General features: G+C 38.0%; 15 protein-coding genes. 10 read left to right on the top strand and 5 right to left on the bottom strand.

Annotation, left to right across the window (positions count from 1 at the left end; all coding sequences use genetic code 11):
* The first annotated feature begins 14 nt into the window (after positions 1 to 14).
* From FRZ67_RS06845 to FRZ67_RS06835, 3 genes are all read left to right on the top strand, one after another.
* A complete protein-coding gene (locus tag FRZ67_RS06845; protein ID WP_192903901.1) occupies positions 15 to 1,151 on the top strand; it encodes a sensor histidine kinase in 1,137 nt (378 codons plus the stop codon).
* A gap of 479 nt (positions 1,152 to 1,630) precedes the next feature.
* On the top strand, positions 1,631 to 5,053 hold the full coding sequence (locus FRZ67_RS06840; protein ID WP_225975533.1) for a DUF8818 domain-containing protein: 3,423 nt from the start codon (positions 1,631 to 1,633) through the stop codon (positions 5,051 to 5,053).
* A 132-nt stretch (positions 5,054 to 5,185) separates the two neighbouring features.
* Complete coding sequence (locus tag FRZ67_RS06835; protein WP_147188823.1) at positions 5,186 to 6,481, top strand: 4-hydroxy-3-methylbut-2-enyl diphosphate reductase; 1,296 nt, start codon at positions 5,186 to 5,188, stop codon at positions 6,479 to 6,481.
* Positions 6,482 to 6,524: 43 nt separating this feature from the next.
* Here FRZ67_RS06835 and FRZ67_RS06830 read toward each other — a convergent pair whose 3' ends face one another.
* The 4 genes from FRZ67_RS06830 to FRZ67_RS06815 form a co-directional block, all read right to left on the bottom strand.
* On the bottom strand, positions 6,525 to 7,082 hold the full coding sequence (locus tag FRZ67_RS06830) for a hypothetical protein (RefSeq protein ID WP_147188822.1): 558 nt from the start codon (positions 7,080 to 7,082) through the stop codon (positions 6,525 to 6,527).
* Positions 7,083 to 7,303: 221 nt separating this feature from the next.
* Complete coding sequence (locus FRZ67_RS06825; protein ID WP_147188821.1) at positions 7,304 to 7,720, bottom strand: thiol-disulfide oxidoreductase DCC family protein; 417 nt, start codon at positions 7,718 to 7,720, stop codon at positions 7,304 to 7,306.
* 78 nt (positions 7,721 to 7,798) lie between these two features.
* Positions 7,799 to 8,521 carry a YebC/PmpR family DNA-binding transcriptional regulator gene (locus FRZ67_RS06820; protein ID WP_147188820.1) on the bottom strand — a complete coding sequence of 241 codons (723 nt, stop codon included), beginning with the start codon at positions 8,519 to 8,521 and terminating at the stop codon, positions 7,799 to 7,801.
* Between the two features lie 313 nt (positions 8,522 to 8,834).
* Entirely contained in the window at positions 8,835 to 10,322 is a 1,488-nt protein-coding gene (locus FRZ67_RS06815) for an amino acid permease (protein ID WP_147188819.1), read from the bottom strand.
* A 140-nt stretch (positions 10,323 to 10,462) separates the two neighbouring features.
* On the opposite strand from FRZ67_RS06815, the gene FRZ67_RS06810 reads away from it, so the two are divergent.
* The 6 genes from FRZ67_RS06810 (at position 10,463) to FRZ67_RS06785 (ending at position 15,833) form a co-directional block, all read left to right on the top strand.
* On the top strand, positions 10,463 to 11,719 hold the full coding sequence (locus FRZ67_RS06810; protein WP_147188818.1) for a dicarboxylate/amino acid:cation symporter: 1,257 nt from the start codon (positions 10,463 to 10,465) through the stop codon (positions 11,717 to 11,719).
* Between the two features lie 112 nt (positions 11,720 to 11,831).
* Positions 11,832 to 12,554 carry a DedA family protein gene (locus FRZ67_RS06805; RefSeq protein WP_147188817.1) on the top strand — a complete coding sequence of 241 codons (723 nt, stop codon included), beginning with the start codon at positions 11,832 to 11,834 and terminating at the stop codon, positions 12,552 to 12,554.
* Between the two features lie 9 nt (positions 12,555 to 12,563).
* Complete coding sequence (locus FRZ67_RS06800; protein ID WP_147188816.1) at positions 12,564 to 13,811, top strand: MFS transporter; 1,248 nt, start codon at positions 12,564 to 12,566, stop codon at positions 13,809 to 13,811.
* Between the two features lie 80 nt (positions 13,812 to 13,891).
* Positions 13,892 to 14,368 carry a hypothetical protein gene (locus tag FRZ67_RS06795; protein ID WP_147188815.1) on the top strand — a complete coding sequence of 159 codons (477 nt, stop codon included), beginning with the start codon at positions 13,892 to 13,894 and terminating at the stop codon, positions 14,366 to 14,368.
* Positions 14,369 to 14,384: 16 nt separating this feature from the next.
* Positions 14,385 to 15,389 carry a glycosyltransferase family 9 protein gene (locus FRZ67_RS06790; RefSeq protein ID WP_147188814.1) on the top strand — a complete coding sequence of 335 codons (1,005 nt, stop codon included), beginning with the start codon at positions 14,385 to 14,387 and terminating at the stop codon, positions 15,387 to 15,389.
* A gap of 15 nt (positions 15,390 to 15,404) precedes the next feature.
* Positions 15,405 to 15,833, top strand: coding sequence for a hotdog fold thioesterase (locus tag FRZ67_RS06785; protein WP_147188813.1), 429 nt, complete (start codon positions 15,405 to 15,407; stop codon positions 15,831 to 15,833).
* Positions 15,834 to 15,964: 131 nt separating this feature from the next.
* On the opposite strand, the gene FRZ67_RS06780 is transcribed toward FRZ67_RS06785, so the two are convergent.
* Positions 15,965 to 16,384, bottom strand: coding sequence for an NUDIX hydrolase (locus tag FRZ67_RS06780; RefSeq protein ID WP_147188812.1), 420 nt, complete (start codon positions 16,382 to 16,384; stop codon positions 15,965 to 15,967).
* An 89-nt stretch (positions 16,385 to 16,473) separates the two neighbouring features.
* Here FRZ67_RS06780 and pyrE point away from each other — a divergent pair, with 89 nt between their 5' ends.
* A complete protein-coding gene (gene pyrE, locus FRZ67_RS06775) occupies positions 16,474 to 17,106 on the top strand; it encodes an orotate phosphoribosyltransferase (protein WP_147188811.1) in 633 nt (210 codons plus the stop codon).

Here is a 17,106-nt window from a genome sequence, read left to right as displayed (position 1 = left end):
TCACCAAACTTATCATGCGACAGGACGAGAAAATATCAGTGCTATTCATAGATGATGAGAGTAACAACCTTTTATCCTTTCAGGCTACTTTCAGGCGTAAATACAAAGTATTTCTTGCCAATTCACCTGCAGAAGGAATGGGCATATTAAATAAGGAACAGATACAGGTTATCATTGCCGATCAGCGTATGCCGCAATCAACCGGTGTAGAATTTTTTCAGATCGTTAGAAAAGCACACCCGCATCCTATCCGAATTTTGCTTACAGGATACACAGATGCAGAAGCTATTATCGATGCTATAAATAAAGGAGAGATATACCGCTATATAAAAAAACCATGGGATGAATTTGAACTGCAAAACGCCATTCAAAATGCTTATGAAATATATATAACCCGTGAAAAACTAAATCGTAAAATAAGTGAGCTTGAAAAAACAAACGATGAGCTGAATCGTTTTGTGTACAGCACTTCTCATGATCTTCGTTCTCCGCTTGCTTCAGTCATGGGTATTCTCAATCTTGCTAAAATGGAAAACTCTGTCCAGGATCCAAACGGCTATCTCGGCATGATAGAGACCTGCGTGAACAAGATGGATACTTTCATACAAAAGATTATTGAGTATTATAAAAGTATACGGGTGGAACAGGAGTATACAAGGATCGATTTCAATGTATTACTTGAAGAAAGTATACAATTGTTTAAAATGCAGCGCCCGGATATTACTTATAGTATAAATGTAGATCAGCCCGGAGATTTTATGAACGATGCATTCAGGATGTCTGTAATTATCGATAATCTTATTTCCAACGCCGTTAAATATCAGAAACCATCAGAGCCAAATCCAAAAGTAGAAGTTACAGTTAAAGCAGATGATAAAAAAGCTACTATCAAAATTGAAGACAATGGCGTGGGCATACTCGATAACCACCTAAATAATATATTCAAAATGTTCTTTCGTAGTAATAATACGGTTAATGGACTTGGCATAGGTTTATACATTGTTAAAGAGGCCCTTACCCGCATTGGGGGAGAAATTTCTGTTCACTCTACACATGGTGAAGGGACTGCCTTTTATCTTGAAATACCCAACTATGTAAATATGCCCGATCCGGGGCATGTGCGTAAAGAAGCATTAACCGAAAGTAAATAGCGATAACAAATAAATAGTAATTTTTTGTACCCGGCAGCATAACTTTTTGAATGCTTCCGTTGCGTCGCACACTTGTACAGAAGAATACAAGTGAACAATAAAATACTTATTGCCTGTCACATCGTAGCCTGCTTTTCAGAACGCACAAGTGAGTGACACAACAGGCGTTACCACAAGGTGTCAAAAGCTTGCAACAAAAATAATTCTCCAAAAATCTGCATTCACTGTTTTCATCGTATATATCTGCGCTATGGAAAGTATGCTTTTGTTACACGCAGTTGGGTGCAAAAGGTTTGACAAAAAAATTACACGCGGAGTTGGTAAGTTATAAATAAATGCAAATCTATTACTGTCTTTGTTAGCAGTTTAAACTGGTTATCTTTAAATTTTCAGGGCAATAAACTTTACCCGAAAATTGTTAATCAATAAAAGATAATTAACTGCGGTTCTCAATTATTATACCTGTTCTACTATTGCTTTTGTCGTATCATAACGCAAATGCACAAACGTCTTCACTTCGGAAGAAAAAAATAGCCACGCAAGGGCTGGTGCAGCTGGATTCATTAAGTATAGTGCCAGCTACGTTTTATGCAGCAGGTATCGATTCATCTTATTATTATATCGACTTAATAAATGCAACACTTGCATGGAGAAAGAAGCCCACTATCGATAGTGTAGAAATATCTTATCGTGTTTTTCCTTTTAAGTTGAACCAGGTTGTAAAACGTTATTCATTCGACAGTATCAGAAATAATTTTATAGCTGCGCCCCAATATGACGCCAGCCTTAAAAGCGCAAATGAAAATGCACTTTTCAATTTTGGCAAAGTGAACTATGGCGGCAGTTTTGGCCGCAGCATAAGTTTTGGTAATAATCAGGATGCTGTGCTTAATTCGCAATTTAACCTTCAGTTAAATGGTTATCTCGGCGATAGCATTGAAATAGCCGCCGCCATTACAGATAATAATATTCCTATTCAACCTGATGGTACTACACAACAGTTGAATGAATTTGACAGAGTGTTGCTTCAGTTTAGGAAAAAGGATTGGGAAGTAAGCCTTGGAGATATTGACCTTAGGCAAAGCCAATCTTACTTCCTTAAATTTTATAAACGTTTGCAGGGGCTTGCTTATACACAGCAGTTTAATCCTTTTAGAAATGTAACAAATAAAACAACAGTTAGTGGTGCTATTGCCAAAGGAAAATTTGCACGTAATATTTTCCAGGGTATAGAAGGCAACCAGGGGCCTTATCGTTTGCAGGGGAATAATAATGAGCTTTTTTTTGTGATACTTGCCGGAACAGAAAAAATATTTATCGATGGTGTTCAGTTACAGCGCGGCGAAGACCAGGATTATGTGATCAACTACAATACGGCGGAAATAACTTTTACGCCCAAACAAATGATCACAAAAGATAAACGTATACAGGTTGAGTTTGAATATGCAGACAGAAACTACCTTAACTCTATGCTGTATGTAGCTAACGAAACAAATTTCGGCAATAAGTTACAATTGTACGTTTCAGCTTATAGTAATGCAGACGCCAAAAATTCTCCGATCAATCAAACATTAGATAACCCGCAAAAACAATTTCTTGCTAATCTTGGCGATAGTATTCAGAATGCATACTATCCTTATTCATCCATCGACTCTTTTTCCACAGCTAAAATTTTATACAAAAAAATTGATACGCTTTACAATGGTGTGCATGATTCCATTTATGTTTATTCCACTAACCCTGACAGTGCAAAATACAGTCTTGCATTTGCGGATGTTGGTGTTAACAAAGGAAATTACAGTCCACTTTTCAATGCCGCAAATGGACAAGTATTTCAATGGATACAACCAATAAATGGTATTCCCCAAGGTAATTATGAGCCTGCTACTTTTCTTGTAACACCAAAGAAGCAGCAACTGCTTACAGTAGGAGCGGTATATAAATTAAATGAGAGAACGAGTCTTCATACAGAAGTTGCAGCAAGCAGGTATGATGTAAATACTTTTTCTTCAAAGAATGAAACAGACAATCAGGGTTATGCAGCAAAAATATCTGTCGAAAGAAATGATACACTTAAAACACATGCCGGCAAACAGTTACAGTTAAACAGTACAGCAGGTTATGAGTGGGTAGATCAGCACTTCAGGCCCATTGAACGATTACGTTCTGTAGAGTTTACAAGAGATTGGGGCTTGCCATTGCTTGTAAATTATGCAGATGAAAAACTGCCCTCCTTCTCTGTTCAATTAAAAGATGAAAAAGGGAACTATGCTCAATACCAGTTTGGTGCTTATTTGCGCGGAGATGGTTTTAAAGGAACAAGGCATATTATCAATCATGTGCAGGATATAAAAGGCTTTCATTTTAATAATATTTTCAATATCACCAATAGTAATACACCTTTCGATAAAGGCTTTTACCTGCGGCCAGCAATTGATGTAAGCAAACAATTTCCTGCATTGCATAATTATACTTTAGGAGCAACTTATTTATTAGAGCATAATGAGATCAGTAATAAACTTACAGATACCATCACGCCGTTGAGCTTTGCTTTTGAAACGGTCTCTGCGTATATCCGGTCAGACGCAACAAAAAATAATCATTGGTCATTTACTTATTTTACAAGAAGTGATAAACTTCCGTATCAAAAAAGTCTATTGCAAACAGACCGCAGTCATAACTATAATTTTCAAATGGAGTTGCTGCAAAATAAAAACCAGCAATTGCGATTTAATGTTACTTACAGGCAATTGCAGGTTACAAACACTTCTTTAACCACACAAAAGCCCGACAACAGTTTATTGGGCAGGGCAGAATATATTGTAAATGCCTGGAAAGGTTTCCTGCGTGGTAATGCATTGTATGAATTAGGCACGGGCCAGGAACCACGCCGCACTTTCACTTATGTAGAAGTCCCCGCAGGGCAAGGCCAATATACATGGATAGATTATAATAGCGATGGCATTCCTCAGCTCAACGAATTCGATATTGCTGTGTTCCAGGATCAGGCAAAATATATTCGTGTATACACACCCGTAAATGAATATATCAAAGCAGATTATACGCAGTTAAATTATGCGCTGTCCATTGCGCCACAGGCATTGGCAGCAGCTATAAAAAATAAAGGATGGAAAAATATTATCACCAAACTCAGCCTGCAATCATCATTACAGAGTTTTAAAAAACAACTGGCACAAGGTGGCCCACAATTCAATCCATTCAAAGGTAATATTAGCGACACAGCATTGCTTAACTTCAGTTATATTTTGAACAACACTATTTCGTTTAACCGCTACAGCACAAGCTGGGGTATTGATATTACCAATCTTATTAATTACAATAAAGCCTTGCTTACTTATGGCGCAGAAACAAACCAGTTCAAAGAATGGAACGCAAAAGGGCGTATAAATTTTTTCAAGGTGTATACATTCGAACTTATACAAAAGATCGGTACTGCAAATCTGTTTACACCTTCATTCAATAACCGAAACTATGCCATCAGTATTCATAATACAGAGCCACGTATTACTTACACTTCTGGTACGCGATTCAGGTTACAGGCAGGTTATCAATATACCCGCAAACAAAACGATGCATTGTACGGTGGCGAAGAAGCAGCATTCAATGCCATTAATCTCGAAACAAAATACAACACTTTTTCAAACACCAGCTTAACAGGCAAATTCACTTTCAATAATATTAAGTTTACCGGTACTGCCAATACAACCGTAAGTTATATTATGCTCGATGCATTGCTGCCCGGTAAAAATTATTTATGGACCATCGATCTTACCAAACGTTTCATCAATAACCTTGAACTGAATTTTCAATATGAAGGCCGCAAGCCCGGCAATACCAGAACGATCAATACAGGTCGTGTAAGCTTAAGCGTTTTATTATGATGCCAGCTGTAGCATTTACGAAATGAATGAGGAGAAATTATTTATTTGTCAGCTACAGCATTTCATGGCATCGCCGCTTGTGTCACTCACTTGTGCGTTCTGAAATTTTTTCAGCAATGAAGTCCATTCAAAATTTGCTTTGGTTCAACTTTATTAACTTCGCGGCGTTATAAAGGAGCGCAGCAAAGCGCAGCAAAGATTATGAAGAAGTTCAATGTTCCCAATATATATCGCAGCGATCTTATCACAGCCATTAAGAATAAACGCAAACAGGATGATAAATTAAAAAAAGATTTCTCACCAACACTTCTTGATTTTGGTAGTTTACAAATTTATCTTGCACGTCATTTTGGTTTTTGTTATGGTGTAGAAAATGCAATTGAAATTGCCTTCAATACCATCGACGCAAACCCGGGCAAAAGAATTTTTCTGCTCAGCGAAATGATCCACAACCCACAGGTAAATGCCGACCTTACTGTGCGTGGCGTTCAGTTTCTGCAGGATACTTATGGCAAACAATTGATACCATTTGAATCTCTACAACAAGATGATGTGGTAATCATTCCGGCGTTCGGCACAACAATAGATATAGAAAAATTGCTGAATGAGAAAGGCATTCAAACAGAAAAATATAATACTACCTGTCCATTCGTAGAAAAGGTTTGGAACCGCAGCGAACAAATTGCTGCCAAAGGCTACAGTATTGTTGTACATGGTAAACCCAGGCATGAAGAAACAAGAGCAACTTTTTCTCATGCATCTGCACATACGCCAACTGTAGTGGTAAATGATATGAAGGAAACTAAAGAACTTGCCAAATATATAACAGGTGAGAAACAAGCTGAACAATTCTATACAGAATTCAAAGGAAGGTTTTCAGAAGGGTTTGATGTTACCAAAGATCTGCAACGTATTGGCGTAGTAAATCAAACTACACAACTGGCAACAGATACGCAGGCTATTGCAGAATACTTAAAAGAAACAATAAAAACACATTACAAGCTCGATAATACAAATATTGGAGAAAAGTTTTCCGATACAAGAGATACTTTGTGTTATGCAACCAACGACAACCAGACTGCAGTAACCGGTATGCTGGAAACAGAAGCGGATCTTGCGATCGTTGTTGGTGGTTATAACAGCAGCAACACATCTCACCTTGTAGAGTTGTGTGAACAAAAACTACCTACTTACTTTATTAATAACGCTGATAAGATTATTTCTTCAAAAGATATACTGAATTGTAACTGGATAACCAAAGAAGAAAAACTGACAAACAATTTTCTTCCTGCAAAAGAACCTGTAAAAATATTACTTACAAGTGGTGCAAGCTGCCCCGACGCAGTAGTGGAAGAAGTTATTGAAAGATTAGTTTCATTATTTCCTGCAAAAATATCCGTTGAGCAAATGATTGAAAATTTTGTTTAAAAGGTTCCCGCAGTATTACCTGCGGGAATCACTTTTCCATCCTTTATTGTCTTGTAAGAATTTCTGTAACTTGATGCACTACACTATTATTTGATTCTTTCACTTCTGTAAAAAATGTGAAAGTAGAAGTGAACCTGTCAAATGTTGCCAAAACAGTTTTAAAAGAACCAGGTACTATCTGCGCTTCCATAACACTGTTGGGCACCAATTTGATTGTCCCTGTTTTTTTATCTAGTATAACTTCATACTTCCACCCTTTACTGCTTAAGCCTCCATCCGCATAATCAAGCAATAATCTTTGTCCATCGCCTGCAGTAAATTTTTTTTGAATCAAAAAATCCAGGGAAACAATTGCGGTAGTATCACTTATTTCTCCTCTAAAATCTGTTCTGCTACCCCTTGAACTAAAAGGTGCTTTAAAAAATCTCGCCAAAGCAGTATCTGATACAATTGCATCGCCTGCTGCTGACTGCAATGCTATGCTGTTGCTCTCATTTGTTTCAACTTGTTTTCCGTTGATCTCTTTAGAGCATCCTGTGGCAAATGTTACACCCAACAGGCACACTAATCCTGTGTTTCTCCAGTTTAAAATACGCATCATGTTCATGTTTTTTAAATAATAATTAGTCAGTACCACAGGTAATGGTACAATTAAATAATTGATAGATTAATTTTAGAAGATAAAAACTGTGTACTTACTGCAGGCGCACACATCGTTGTTTTACTGTACGGAATTTATAGTTGATGTGTTGGTGTAACTTTCAAAAACAATGATAAAAGGGGGGTAGACAGTTAACATCCGTAGAAAACAAGAATCAAAACTCAGTTTAAAAAAAGTTGTTTCAATTCGGTTGTAGGCACCCAACAAACCTCTTTTTTTCCGAACCATTTATAACGGTGCTGTGCTATATAAGTATATACTGCATTACGGATAAAAGGCGGCACAATAATAAAACCATAAAGCAATGGCCATAACCCACTCAACTTTTTTGTTACCCTTAACGCGCCTGCAGATCTTGTATAAATCTTTTCGTTTTCTAGTAGAATAAAAGAATTTAATTCATTTTCGGGCAGGCCAAATTTTTTTAACACACGCTGTCCATAATCACTTTGAAGTGATGCATACCGGAATTGTCTTTTGGGATCATGCTTTATTACAAACTGCACACTGCTGCTGCATAAATTGCATACGCCATCAAAAAGAATCACCGGATGGTCTGCTTCTATATCACTTTGCATTCTGTAAAATTACGGCTTAAATAAAAAAGAGGTTGACTGCAAAGCCAACCTCTTTCAAAGTACTTCTTCATATCTGGGTTATCCCATATTGTGAAACACTTTGTTTACGTCTTCATCCTGCTCCAGGCGTTCAATTAATTTCGAAACATCTTCAGCCTGTGCATCGGTTACTGGAACTGTTGTTGTAGGTATCCATTCCAGTTCAGCACTTATAGGTGTGATGCCTTTTTCTTCCAGTGCTTTTTGCAAGCTGCCAAAATCCGTAAAGGCACAACGTAATACCAGTACGCTCTCATCATTTTCATTAGTACTTTCACCAAGTTCATCCAAACCATGATCTATCAGTTCCAATTCAAGATCATCAACATTCAAACCTTCAGGTTTTAATTTAAACACACCCATTTTTTTAAACTGGAAACTTACACTGCCACTATTGCCTAATGCACCACCGCCTTTATTAAAATGGCTCTTTACGTTGGCCACTGTACGCACATGGTTATCTGTTGCAGTTTCTACCAACAGTGCTACACCATGGGGCGCATAACCTTCATATAATATTTCCTCATAGTTGGCTGTGTCTTTGCCCATCGCTCTTTTAATGGCAGCTTCCACGCGGTCCTTAGGCATGCCAACGCTGCGTGCATTCTGGTAACAGCGGCGTAATGCCGGATTGGTGGCCGGTTCCGGTCCTCCTGCTTTTACGGCAATCACAATTTCTTTTCCTATGCGGGTAAACTGTTTTGCCATCCTGTCCCAGCGGGCAAACATGGTGGCTTTACGAACTTCAAATATCCTTCCCATATAAGTTATAAGTTGTATGTTATAATTTGTAAGTTTTTCTTTGAGTGAACTTTTTGTTCTTTGGTCATCGCCTGTTGTGTCACTCACTTGTGCTTTGGGAAAAGGCGTCAACAGTTGACGGTCAACTGTCGGCAGAAGCACAAAGCGTACAAGAGTGCGACGCAATAGAAGCTAAATAAATATTCAAAAAGCCGGGCTCAAAAAAATATCTGTTCTTTTAGCGGCTGCAAATTTAGCAGAAGCAAATGAAGTAGCCAACCAAAAAAGAAAGCCTCACCATAAATGATGAGGCTTAATAAATTGGAAATATTTTTTATGGATTTCTTAGTTTGCTATGTCGCTGGCTGTAACCAAAGTAAACCAGTAGACCTACGATCATCCATATAAAGGCGCTTAGTAAAGTATCATTTGGCAGACTTACAATCATCGCTGTACAAACAATAATACCCAGGATTGGTACCAGGGGAACCAACGGCGTTTTAAAAGGCCGGTGAAGATTAGGATCTTTTTTGCGCAGGATCATAACGCCGGCACATACCAGCACGAAGGCGAATAATGTACCTATAGAAGTAAGATCTCCTGCAACCGTTCCCGGCACAAATGCAGCAAATAATCCCACGAATACAAATAGTACCATGTTACTTTTATATGGCGTGCGGAATTTCGGATGCAATGCAGAGAAAATTTTTGGCAGCAGGCCATCCGAAGCCATTGTATAAAATACCCTCGATTGCCCCATCAGCATTACCAGTATAACAGAGGAAAAGCCGGCAAGTATAGCCACGGTAACCAGGGTGGCAAGCCATTCATATCCCGGCATATAGGTATCAATAGCATACGCTACGGATGCTTCTTTACCTGCCTTTAAAAAATCGGTATAAGGTGCAACACCTGTAAGTACGTAGGAAAATAGGATGTATAAAATGGTGCAAATAACAAGCGAACCAAGAATGCCCAGCGGCATATCTTTCTTAGGATTTTTTGCTTCCTGCGCTGCAGTAGACACGGCGTCAAAACCAATAAAGGCAAAGAACACAATGCCGGCACCAGTCAATACGCCTCCCCATCCATGACGGAAAAAATCTGCATAAGAATACAGGGATCCATCCGGTTGAACAGCAGGTGGAGCATCAGCAGGTATAATATAAGGTGTATGATTGGCAGGATTGATGTATCCCCATCCAATGGCGATAAATATCAGAACAATACTAACTTTTACAATAACGATGATTGTGTTTACGGTCGCAGATTCCTGGGTACCTTTTATAAGAAGTAATGAAAGTATTAATAAGATAAGCAACGCAGGTGCATTAATGATGCCGGTATGTAAAACATTGTTGGCATCAAGCGCCGACTCAAACGGCGAGTGGCACCATTCATAAGGAATTCTGCCTCCCAACAGCCGGTTTAAATATTCGCTCCATGAAATAGACACTGTGGCGGCACCAAGAGCATATTCAAGAATCAAAGCCCATCCGATAATCCATGCAACCAATTCTCCCATGGTGGCATATGCGTAAGTATATGCGCTACCTGCAATAGGAATAATAGAAGCAAATTCTGCATAACAAAGACCAGCAAAAGCACAGCCAATAGCAGCAATGATAAAAGAAATGGTTACTGCAGGACCAGCATGCTGCCCGGCGGCCAAAGCGGTTCTTACAAATAGCCCCGCACCAATAATAGCGCCGATACCCAGGGCAACAAGGTTTCCGGCTGTAAGTGTTCTTTTAAGTCCTTTTTCTGAATCACCTGCCTGAGCAAGCAAAGATGATAATGATTTTTTGACGAATAGACTCATACAGTTCGTTGATTTTTAATAAATGTATCTGGCAAAATAAGGATTTCTTTTTGTACAGCTTTAAATCTTTTATAAATGTCGCAAGCTTGATGCAGTAAAGTTTTAAATACTATATTGCGAACTTATTAATCTGGTATTGAATGAAGTCATCCGGCAGGCTTACATTGTATATATTGATTGCCATGTGTACCGGTGCAATCGTTGGCTACATTGTATATATCAATGGTTCGAAGGATTTCATAACTTCTTTTTCCAATAACATAAAATTACTTACAACAATTTTTTTGCGCCTGGTGCAAATGATCATTGCACCGCTTGTATTTTCAACACTTGTTGTAGGTATTGCAAAACTCGGCGATCTTAAAACTGTTGGTCGTGTTGGGGGTAAGGCATTATTGTGGTTTGTTTCTGCTTCACTTGCAAGTTTACTGCTTGGTATGGTGCTGGTAAATTTTTTTAAACCGGGTGTTGGTCTTGATCTTAGCCATGCAGATGCAAACAGCGTTAAGGACCTTGCAGGAAAAACACAAACATTTACACTACAGAATTTTGTGGAGCATGTTTTTCCAACAAGTCTCATTGATGCAATGGCAACAAACCAAATTCTGCAAATCGTTGTTTTCTCTGTTTTCTTTGGTATTGCAACTGCAGCGATGGGTGATTATGCGAAGCCATTGATAAAAGCACTGGATGTTGTTTCGCATATTATTTTAAAAATGGTTGGTTATGTAATGAAGTTTGCACCATTTGGTGTGTTCGGAGCAATTGCAGCAGTGATAGCAGTAAACGGTTTAGGCATTTTTGTTTTTTATGCGAAATACTATTTGTTCTTTGTTACAGGAATTTTATTGCTGTGGGTTTTATTGATAACAGTGGGCTTTCTTATTTTGAATAAACGGTTGCCCTCGCTTTTGAAACATATTGTGCAGCCATTGATCGTTGCATTTACCACAACAAGCAGCGAGGCTGTATTTCCAAAACTTACGGAGGAGCTGGAACGTTTTGGTTGTAAGGATAAAATTGTTGCGTTTGTTCTTCCATTAGGATATTCATTTAATCTTGATGGCAGTATGATGTATATGACCTTTGCAAGTATTGCTATTGCGCAGGCTTATGGAATTCACCTGGATACGCCTACACAACTTACTATGTTGCTGGTGCTAATGCTTACGAGTAAAGGCATTGCAGGAGTGCCACGTGCATCGTTAGTTGTTGTACTGGCAACCTGCAGCATGTTTAAGATACCGCCTGAAGGTGTAGCGTTGATATTACCAATAGATCACTTTTGCGACATGTTCAGAACTGCAACGAATGTTTTGGGGAATGCACTTGCCACAAGCGTGGTTAGCAAATGGGAAGGTGAATTGGATAACGAAGTTGATATATTGAAAAGTTAAGTGGTTTTAAGTTGAATAAAGAATTTAAACGTACAAGAGTGCGACGCAACGAAAGTTTAATAGTAGCATTGCAGTTCGGCTCATAATTTTAAAGTACCAAGAACGATTATACATGATACCTTATTTATTGACTTTTGACTGGCATGAATTATTACAACCGCAATTTTATATTCAGAATGGGGGCTTGTGGTTATTGCTGTTTGTAATATTTGCAGAAACGGGTTTGTTTGCTGGTTTCTTTTTACCGGGAGACAGCCTGCTTTTTGTTGCAGGAATTTATGCACAAAACATGGATGACGGCAGCCCGGGCTTATCTCATTCTTTCCTGGATCTTATAGGGCTTGGAAATACAAGCAGTGAAGCACTTGATCTTTTTACTTTGATATTACTTGTATCCATTGCAGGTATACTGGGCAATTTTGTTGGCTATTGGTTTGGTCTTAAAAGCGGGCCTTTTTTATACCAGCGAAAAGATACTTTTTTGTTCAAGAAAAAATACCTGCACCAGGCACATGACTTTTATCAAAGGTATGGCGGGTGGGCAATTGTAGCTGCGAGATTCGTACCTATTATAAGAACGTTTGCTCCTATCGTTGCCGGTGTAGTGGGAATGGAGAAAAAGAAATTTACTTATTTTAATATTGTGGGTTGTGTGGCATGGGTAACGAGTATGATACTGGCTGGTCACTTTTTACAAAAATGGATATTGAATGAGTTTGGGTTTGATCTTAAAGATCATTTGGAAATAATTGTGATAGGTATTGTGCTGGTTTCAACTGTTCCTATTGTCTGGAAACTTTTCTTTAGTAAAAGCAAACCAAAAATTTCTCAATAGTTTAGAATTATGCAAGAAAAAAAATACGGCATACTTTCTCTTCCTGTATTAGTTGCTGCACTGGGATATTTTGTTGACATCTACGATTTACTACTGTTTAGTATCATAAGAATCCCGTCTTTAAAATCTTTAGGTTTAAATGATGAACAAATTGCGAAAGATGGATTATTTATTCTCAACATTCAAATGATCGGTCTTTTAGTCGGTGGAATTTTGTGGGGTGTACTGGGTGATAAAAAAGGAAGATTAAAAGTGTTGTACGCTTCCATCATTTTATATTCTCTTGGCAATATTGCAAATGGATTTGTGCAGACTGTTGATCAATATGCAATCATAAGATTTATTACAGGTATTGGTCTTGCAGGCGAGCTGGGCGCAGGCATTACGCTCGTTACAGAATTATTACCCAAAGAAAAAAGAGGTCTTGGCACTTCAATGGTTGCAGGCATTGGATTGCTGGGTGCGGTGTTTGCCTTCTTTCTTAAAGAAATATTTATTCAGCCAGACAATACCGGCTGGCGTATTTGTTATTTTATAGGTGGTGGCTTAGGAGGTTTGTTACTAATACTTCGTGTTGGTGTGTTGGAATCTTTTATGTTTAAGAGCATTCAGAATGCAAAAGTTTCCAAAGGAAATTTTTTGATGCTCTTTACAAATGGCAAGCGATTCAGAAAATATTTACTCGCAATTTTAATCGGTTTGCCCAACTGGTACGTCATCGGTATACTGATCACTTTCTCGAAAGAGTTTGGTGCAAAGATGAATGTTCAGGGCGCCATTGATCCGGGGAAAGCAGTAATGTATGCCTACGCTGCTATTTCTGTTGGTGATATTCTTATTGGTTTTGTAAGCAACTGGCTCAAAAGCAGGAAAAAAGCATTGTATATTTTTTATGTGCTTACTGCTATAGGTATTATTTGGTTCTTCAATCTGCATGGCGCTTCTGTGTCGGAATTATATCTAGCCTGTGCAGTGCTTGGTTTTGGCACAGGCATGTGGGCAATTTTTGTTACGATGGCTGCAGAACAATTTGGCACAAACATTCGCGCTACTGTTGCTACCACAGTTCCAAATATGGTAAGAGGTTCGCTAACAATTATCTCTATTTTGTTTGCCTGGTTGCAAGGGCAAACAGGCGATTATTTAAAAGCAGGCTGGATAACTGGTGTCATCGTTCTTTCGATTGCAATTTTAGCTGCAGTATTTTCAGAAGAAACTTACCACAAAGATCTTAACTATCTTGAAGGCGCAGTATAGTTTTTTGATACCAGCAACAGTTCTTTGTGGTATCACCTGTTGCGTCGCAATCACTTCATCGTTCAGAACAATCATGAACAATGCAAAGACAGAAACTTTCTCAAAGGACTATTTTCAGTGGAATTATACTTTTATTATTCGGTATTTTATCTTCATTTTTTTTCATAAGAAACGTAGATATAAAAGAAGATGGAACAATCGGTTTAATCTTTTTATTTCTTTTATTTGGATTGCTATTGGTGGCTTTGGGTATTTATTTTGTCTTCGATTCTACATTACTCGAATTCGATGAAGAGTCTTTATACATAATAAATCGCAATGAAACCCAACAAATACCGTTAGCAAATATTTATAAAATCAAACGTACAGCATTCAATATAAACTATTCGAAGTTTTGGAAAATCGGGTATAAAGACAATGAAGGAATAGATAAGACAATTCGATTTATGCCAAAATTATTTAATAACGCATTAACGAATTTCCAGCAGAAGGTAAAGATGCATAACCCCGATGTATATATAAAGAAATGGACTTGGTCTTTTGATTTTGATCAATAATAATATTTAAAAAAGCATGAAGTTTCTTGTTATCCGTTTTTCTTCTATTGGTGATATTGTATTGACCACGCCTGTTATGCGTTGTTTGAAAAAACAATTGCCGGATGCTGAAGTACATTTTCTCACCAAAAAAAGTATGAAAGCAGTAACAGAACACAATCCTTACATTGATAAATTTTTCTACTTCGATAAAAATTTAAAAGAACTAAAACAGGAATTAAAGAAAGAGCAATACGATTACATTATTGACTTGCATAAAAATTTTAGAACATTCAGCATCAAGCTTTCTTTGCGCAGAAAATCGTTTACCTACAAAAAAGAAAGCATCAGGAAATTTCTTCTTACAAAGTTTGGCATCAATATGATGCTGAAGAAACACATTACGCAAAGAAGTCTTGAAACGATCTATCCGTTAGGTATAAAAGATGATCACAAAGGGCTTGATTATTTTATTGCAGAAAAAGATGTGGTACCGATTGATGCAATTCCATTAACACACAGGTTTGGGTTTGTTGCTATTGTAATTGGCGGCTCTTACTTTACCAAGAAATTACCAATAGAAAAATTACAGGAGCTATGTACAAAAATAGAACATCCCATCATATTGATCGGTGGAGGAGAAGATGTGTGGGAGGCAGAACAAATTGAAAAAGTAGATACCATAAAAATTTACAATGCCTGCGGTAAATTCAATTTGAATCAATCTGCAGATCTTGTAAGAAAATCGAAACTTGTAATTTCTCATGATACAGGTTTGCAGTATATAGCCTGTGCATTTAATAAACCTGTACTCGCAATTTGGGGCGGCACTTCACCAAAGCTTGACGTAGAACCTTATTATGGAAATGCGTATATCGCATCGCACCCAAAATTCACGTACAAGAATTTTTTAGTAGAAGGTTTATCCTGTCAGCCATGTTCTAATTTTGGAACGAGGAGTTGCCCCAAAGGACATTTTAAATGTATGAAGCTGCAGGATGTTGGTACGATACAGGCATTCACAGAAAAAGTTTTGTGGTAAAATAAATATAAGTTTATGAGCATATGGTTTAACAAATCACTCACCATAAAAAACATTGCACCAATAAGCAAGAATACACTTGGCGAACACATTGGTATGGAGTTCTCTGAAATTGGTGAAGATTATTTAAAAGCAACCATGCCTGTTGATCATCGTACACATCAGCCATATGGTTTGTTGCATGGCGGCGCTTCTGCTGCATTAGCAGAGACATTGGGTAGCGTTTCTTCGGCATTGGTTATTGACCAGGAAAAATTTATTTGTGTAGGTATAGAGATCAATGCCAATCATGTGCGTAGTGTAAGGAGTGGGATTGTAACAGGCACATGCACACCTATTCATATTGGTGCCACCACGCATGTATGGGATATACGCATACATGATGAAAGAAATAAACTGGTTTGCGTAAGCAGGCTAACTGTTGCGATTTTGAAAAAGAAGTGAATAATTCAAAATTAAAAAGTCAAAATTCAAAGCCTGGTTGATCTTATTTGCTCAATAAAGTGTTGAACCTACAAGTGAGTGATACAACAAAAGTTGATAGTAGCAATAAAGATGGAAACAAAAACTTCTTTTTAAAACCCATTACCCTTAAACCTTGCAATGATCTCCTCAATATTCGGGTAACTGTTTTTTAAACATTCATTTATTGCTGCATCGTCTGCCCAGATGATCTTTTCTATATGTTCTTCAACTTGCGGTGTAGGTATTGGGCTGCCTTTTACGTTCATCTTATACCAATGTGTTTCTTTTAAAGCTTCATCATTTATCCATCGGTCGAAATATTCGTGAAAGGTAAGCCCGATAAATTTGCCCAATTCCACATTGCCGATGCCTGTTTCTTCTTCCACTTCTCTTACGGCACATTCTTCAATTGTTTCGCCATCATCAAGTTTTCCTTTGGGCAGGTCCCATTTGCCGCGGCGGAAGATCATTAGTAACTCATTATGTTCATTGGTAACAAGACCACCGGCGGCAACGATTTTTACAGGCATAATTTCTGGTGTTTATAATTATTTGGTAAAGCAATCGGGTTTATTTCTTTGCGCCACTTACCTTCGTCCGAACGGTAAATATAGTAGTTATGTTGTCAAATGAAAAAGCAGTAGCAGAAAAATTATTACAGGCAGGCGCTGTAAAATTAAGTCCCGAAAAACCCTTTACCTGGGCAAGCGGATGGAAGAGCCCGATCTATTGCGATAACAGGAAAGTATTGTCTTTTCCATACATCCGCGACTTTATAAAAAGTGAAATGTGCAATGTGATCTTCGAAAAATTTCCTGAAGCAGATGCGTTGGCTGGCGTTGCTACTGCGGGTATTGCATGGGGTGCCATGGCTGCAGATCAATTGAAACTGCCGTTCTTATATGTGCGCCCCAAACCAAAGGAACATGGTATGGGCAACCAGATAGAAGGCGCTTATGAAGCCGGTCAAAAAGTTGTGGTGATTGAAGACCTGATCTCAACAGGCAAAAGCAGTTTACAGGTTGTTGATGTTTTAAGAAATGCAGGTGTTGAAGTTGCAGGCATGGTTTCTATTTTCAACTATGGGTTTGATGTAGCTGGCAAGGCTTTCGCAGAAAAGAATTGTAATTATATATCGCTTACGAATTATACGGCAATGATTGCGCTTGGTATGGAGAAAGGAATAGTTGCAAAAGAATTAGAGCCGTTGTTGTTGCAATGGAGAAGTGATCCGGCGAATTGGATGAAGTAA

Origin of the sequence: Panacibacter ginsenosidivorans (genome assembly GCF_007971225.1) — a bacterium.
Classification (GTDB): domain Bacteria; phylum Bacteroidota; class Bacteroidia; order Chitinophagales; family Chitinophagaceae; genus Panacibacter; species Panacibacter ginsenosidivorans.
The sequence above is the reverse complement of the archived record's forward strand: the minus strand, read 5'-3'. Positions and strand labels throughout refer to the sequence as shown.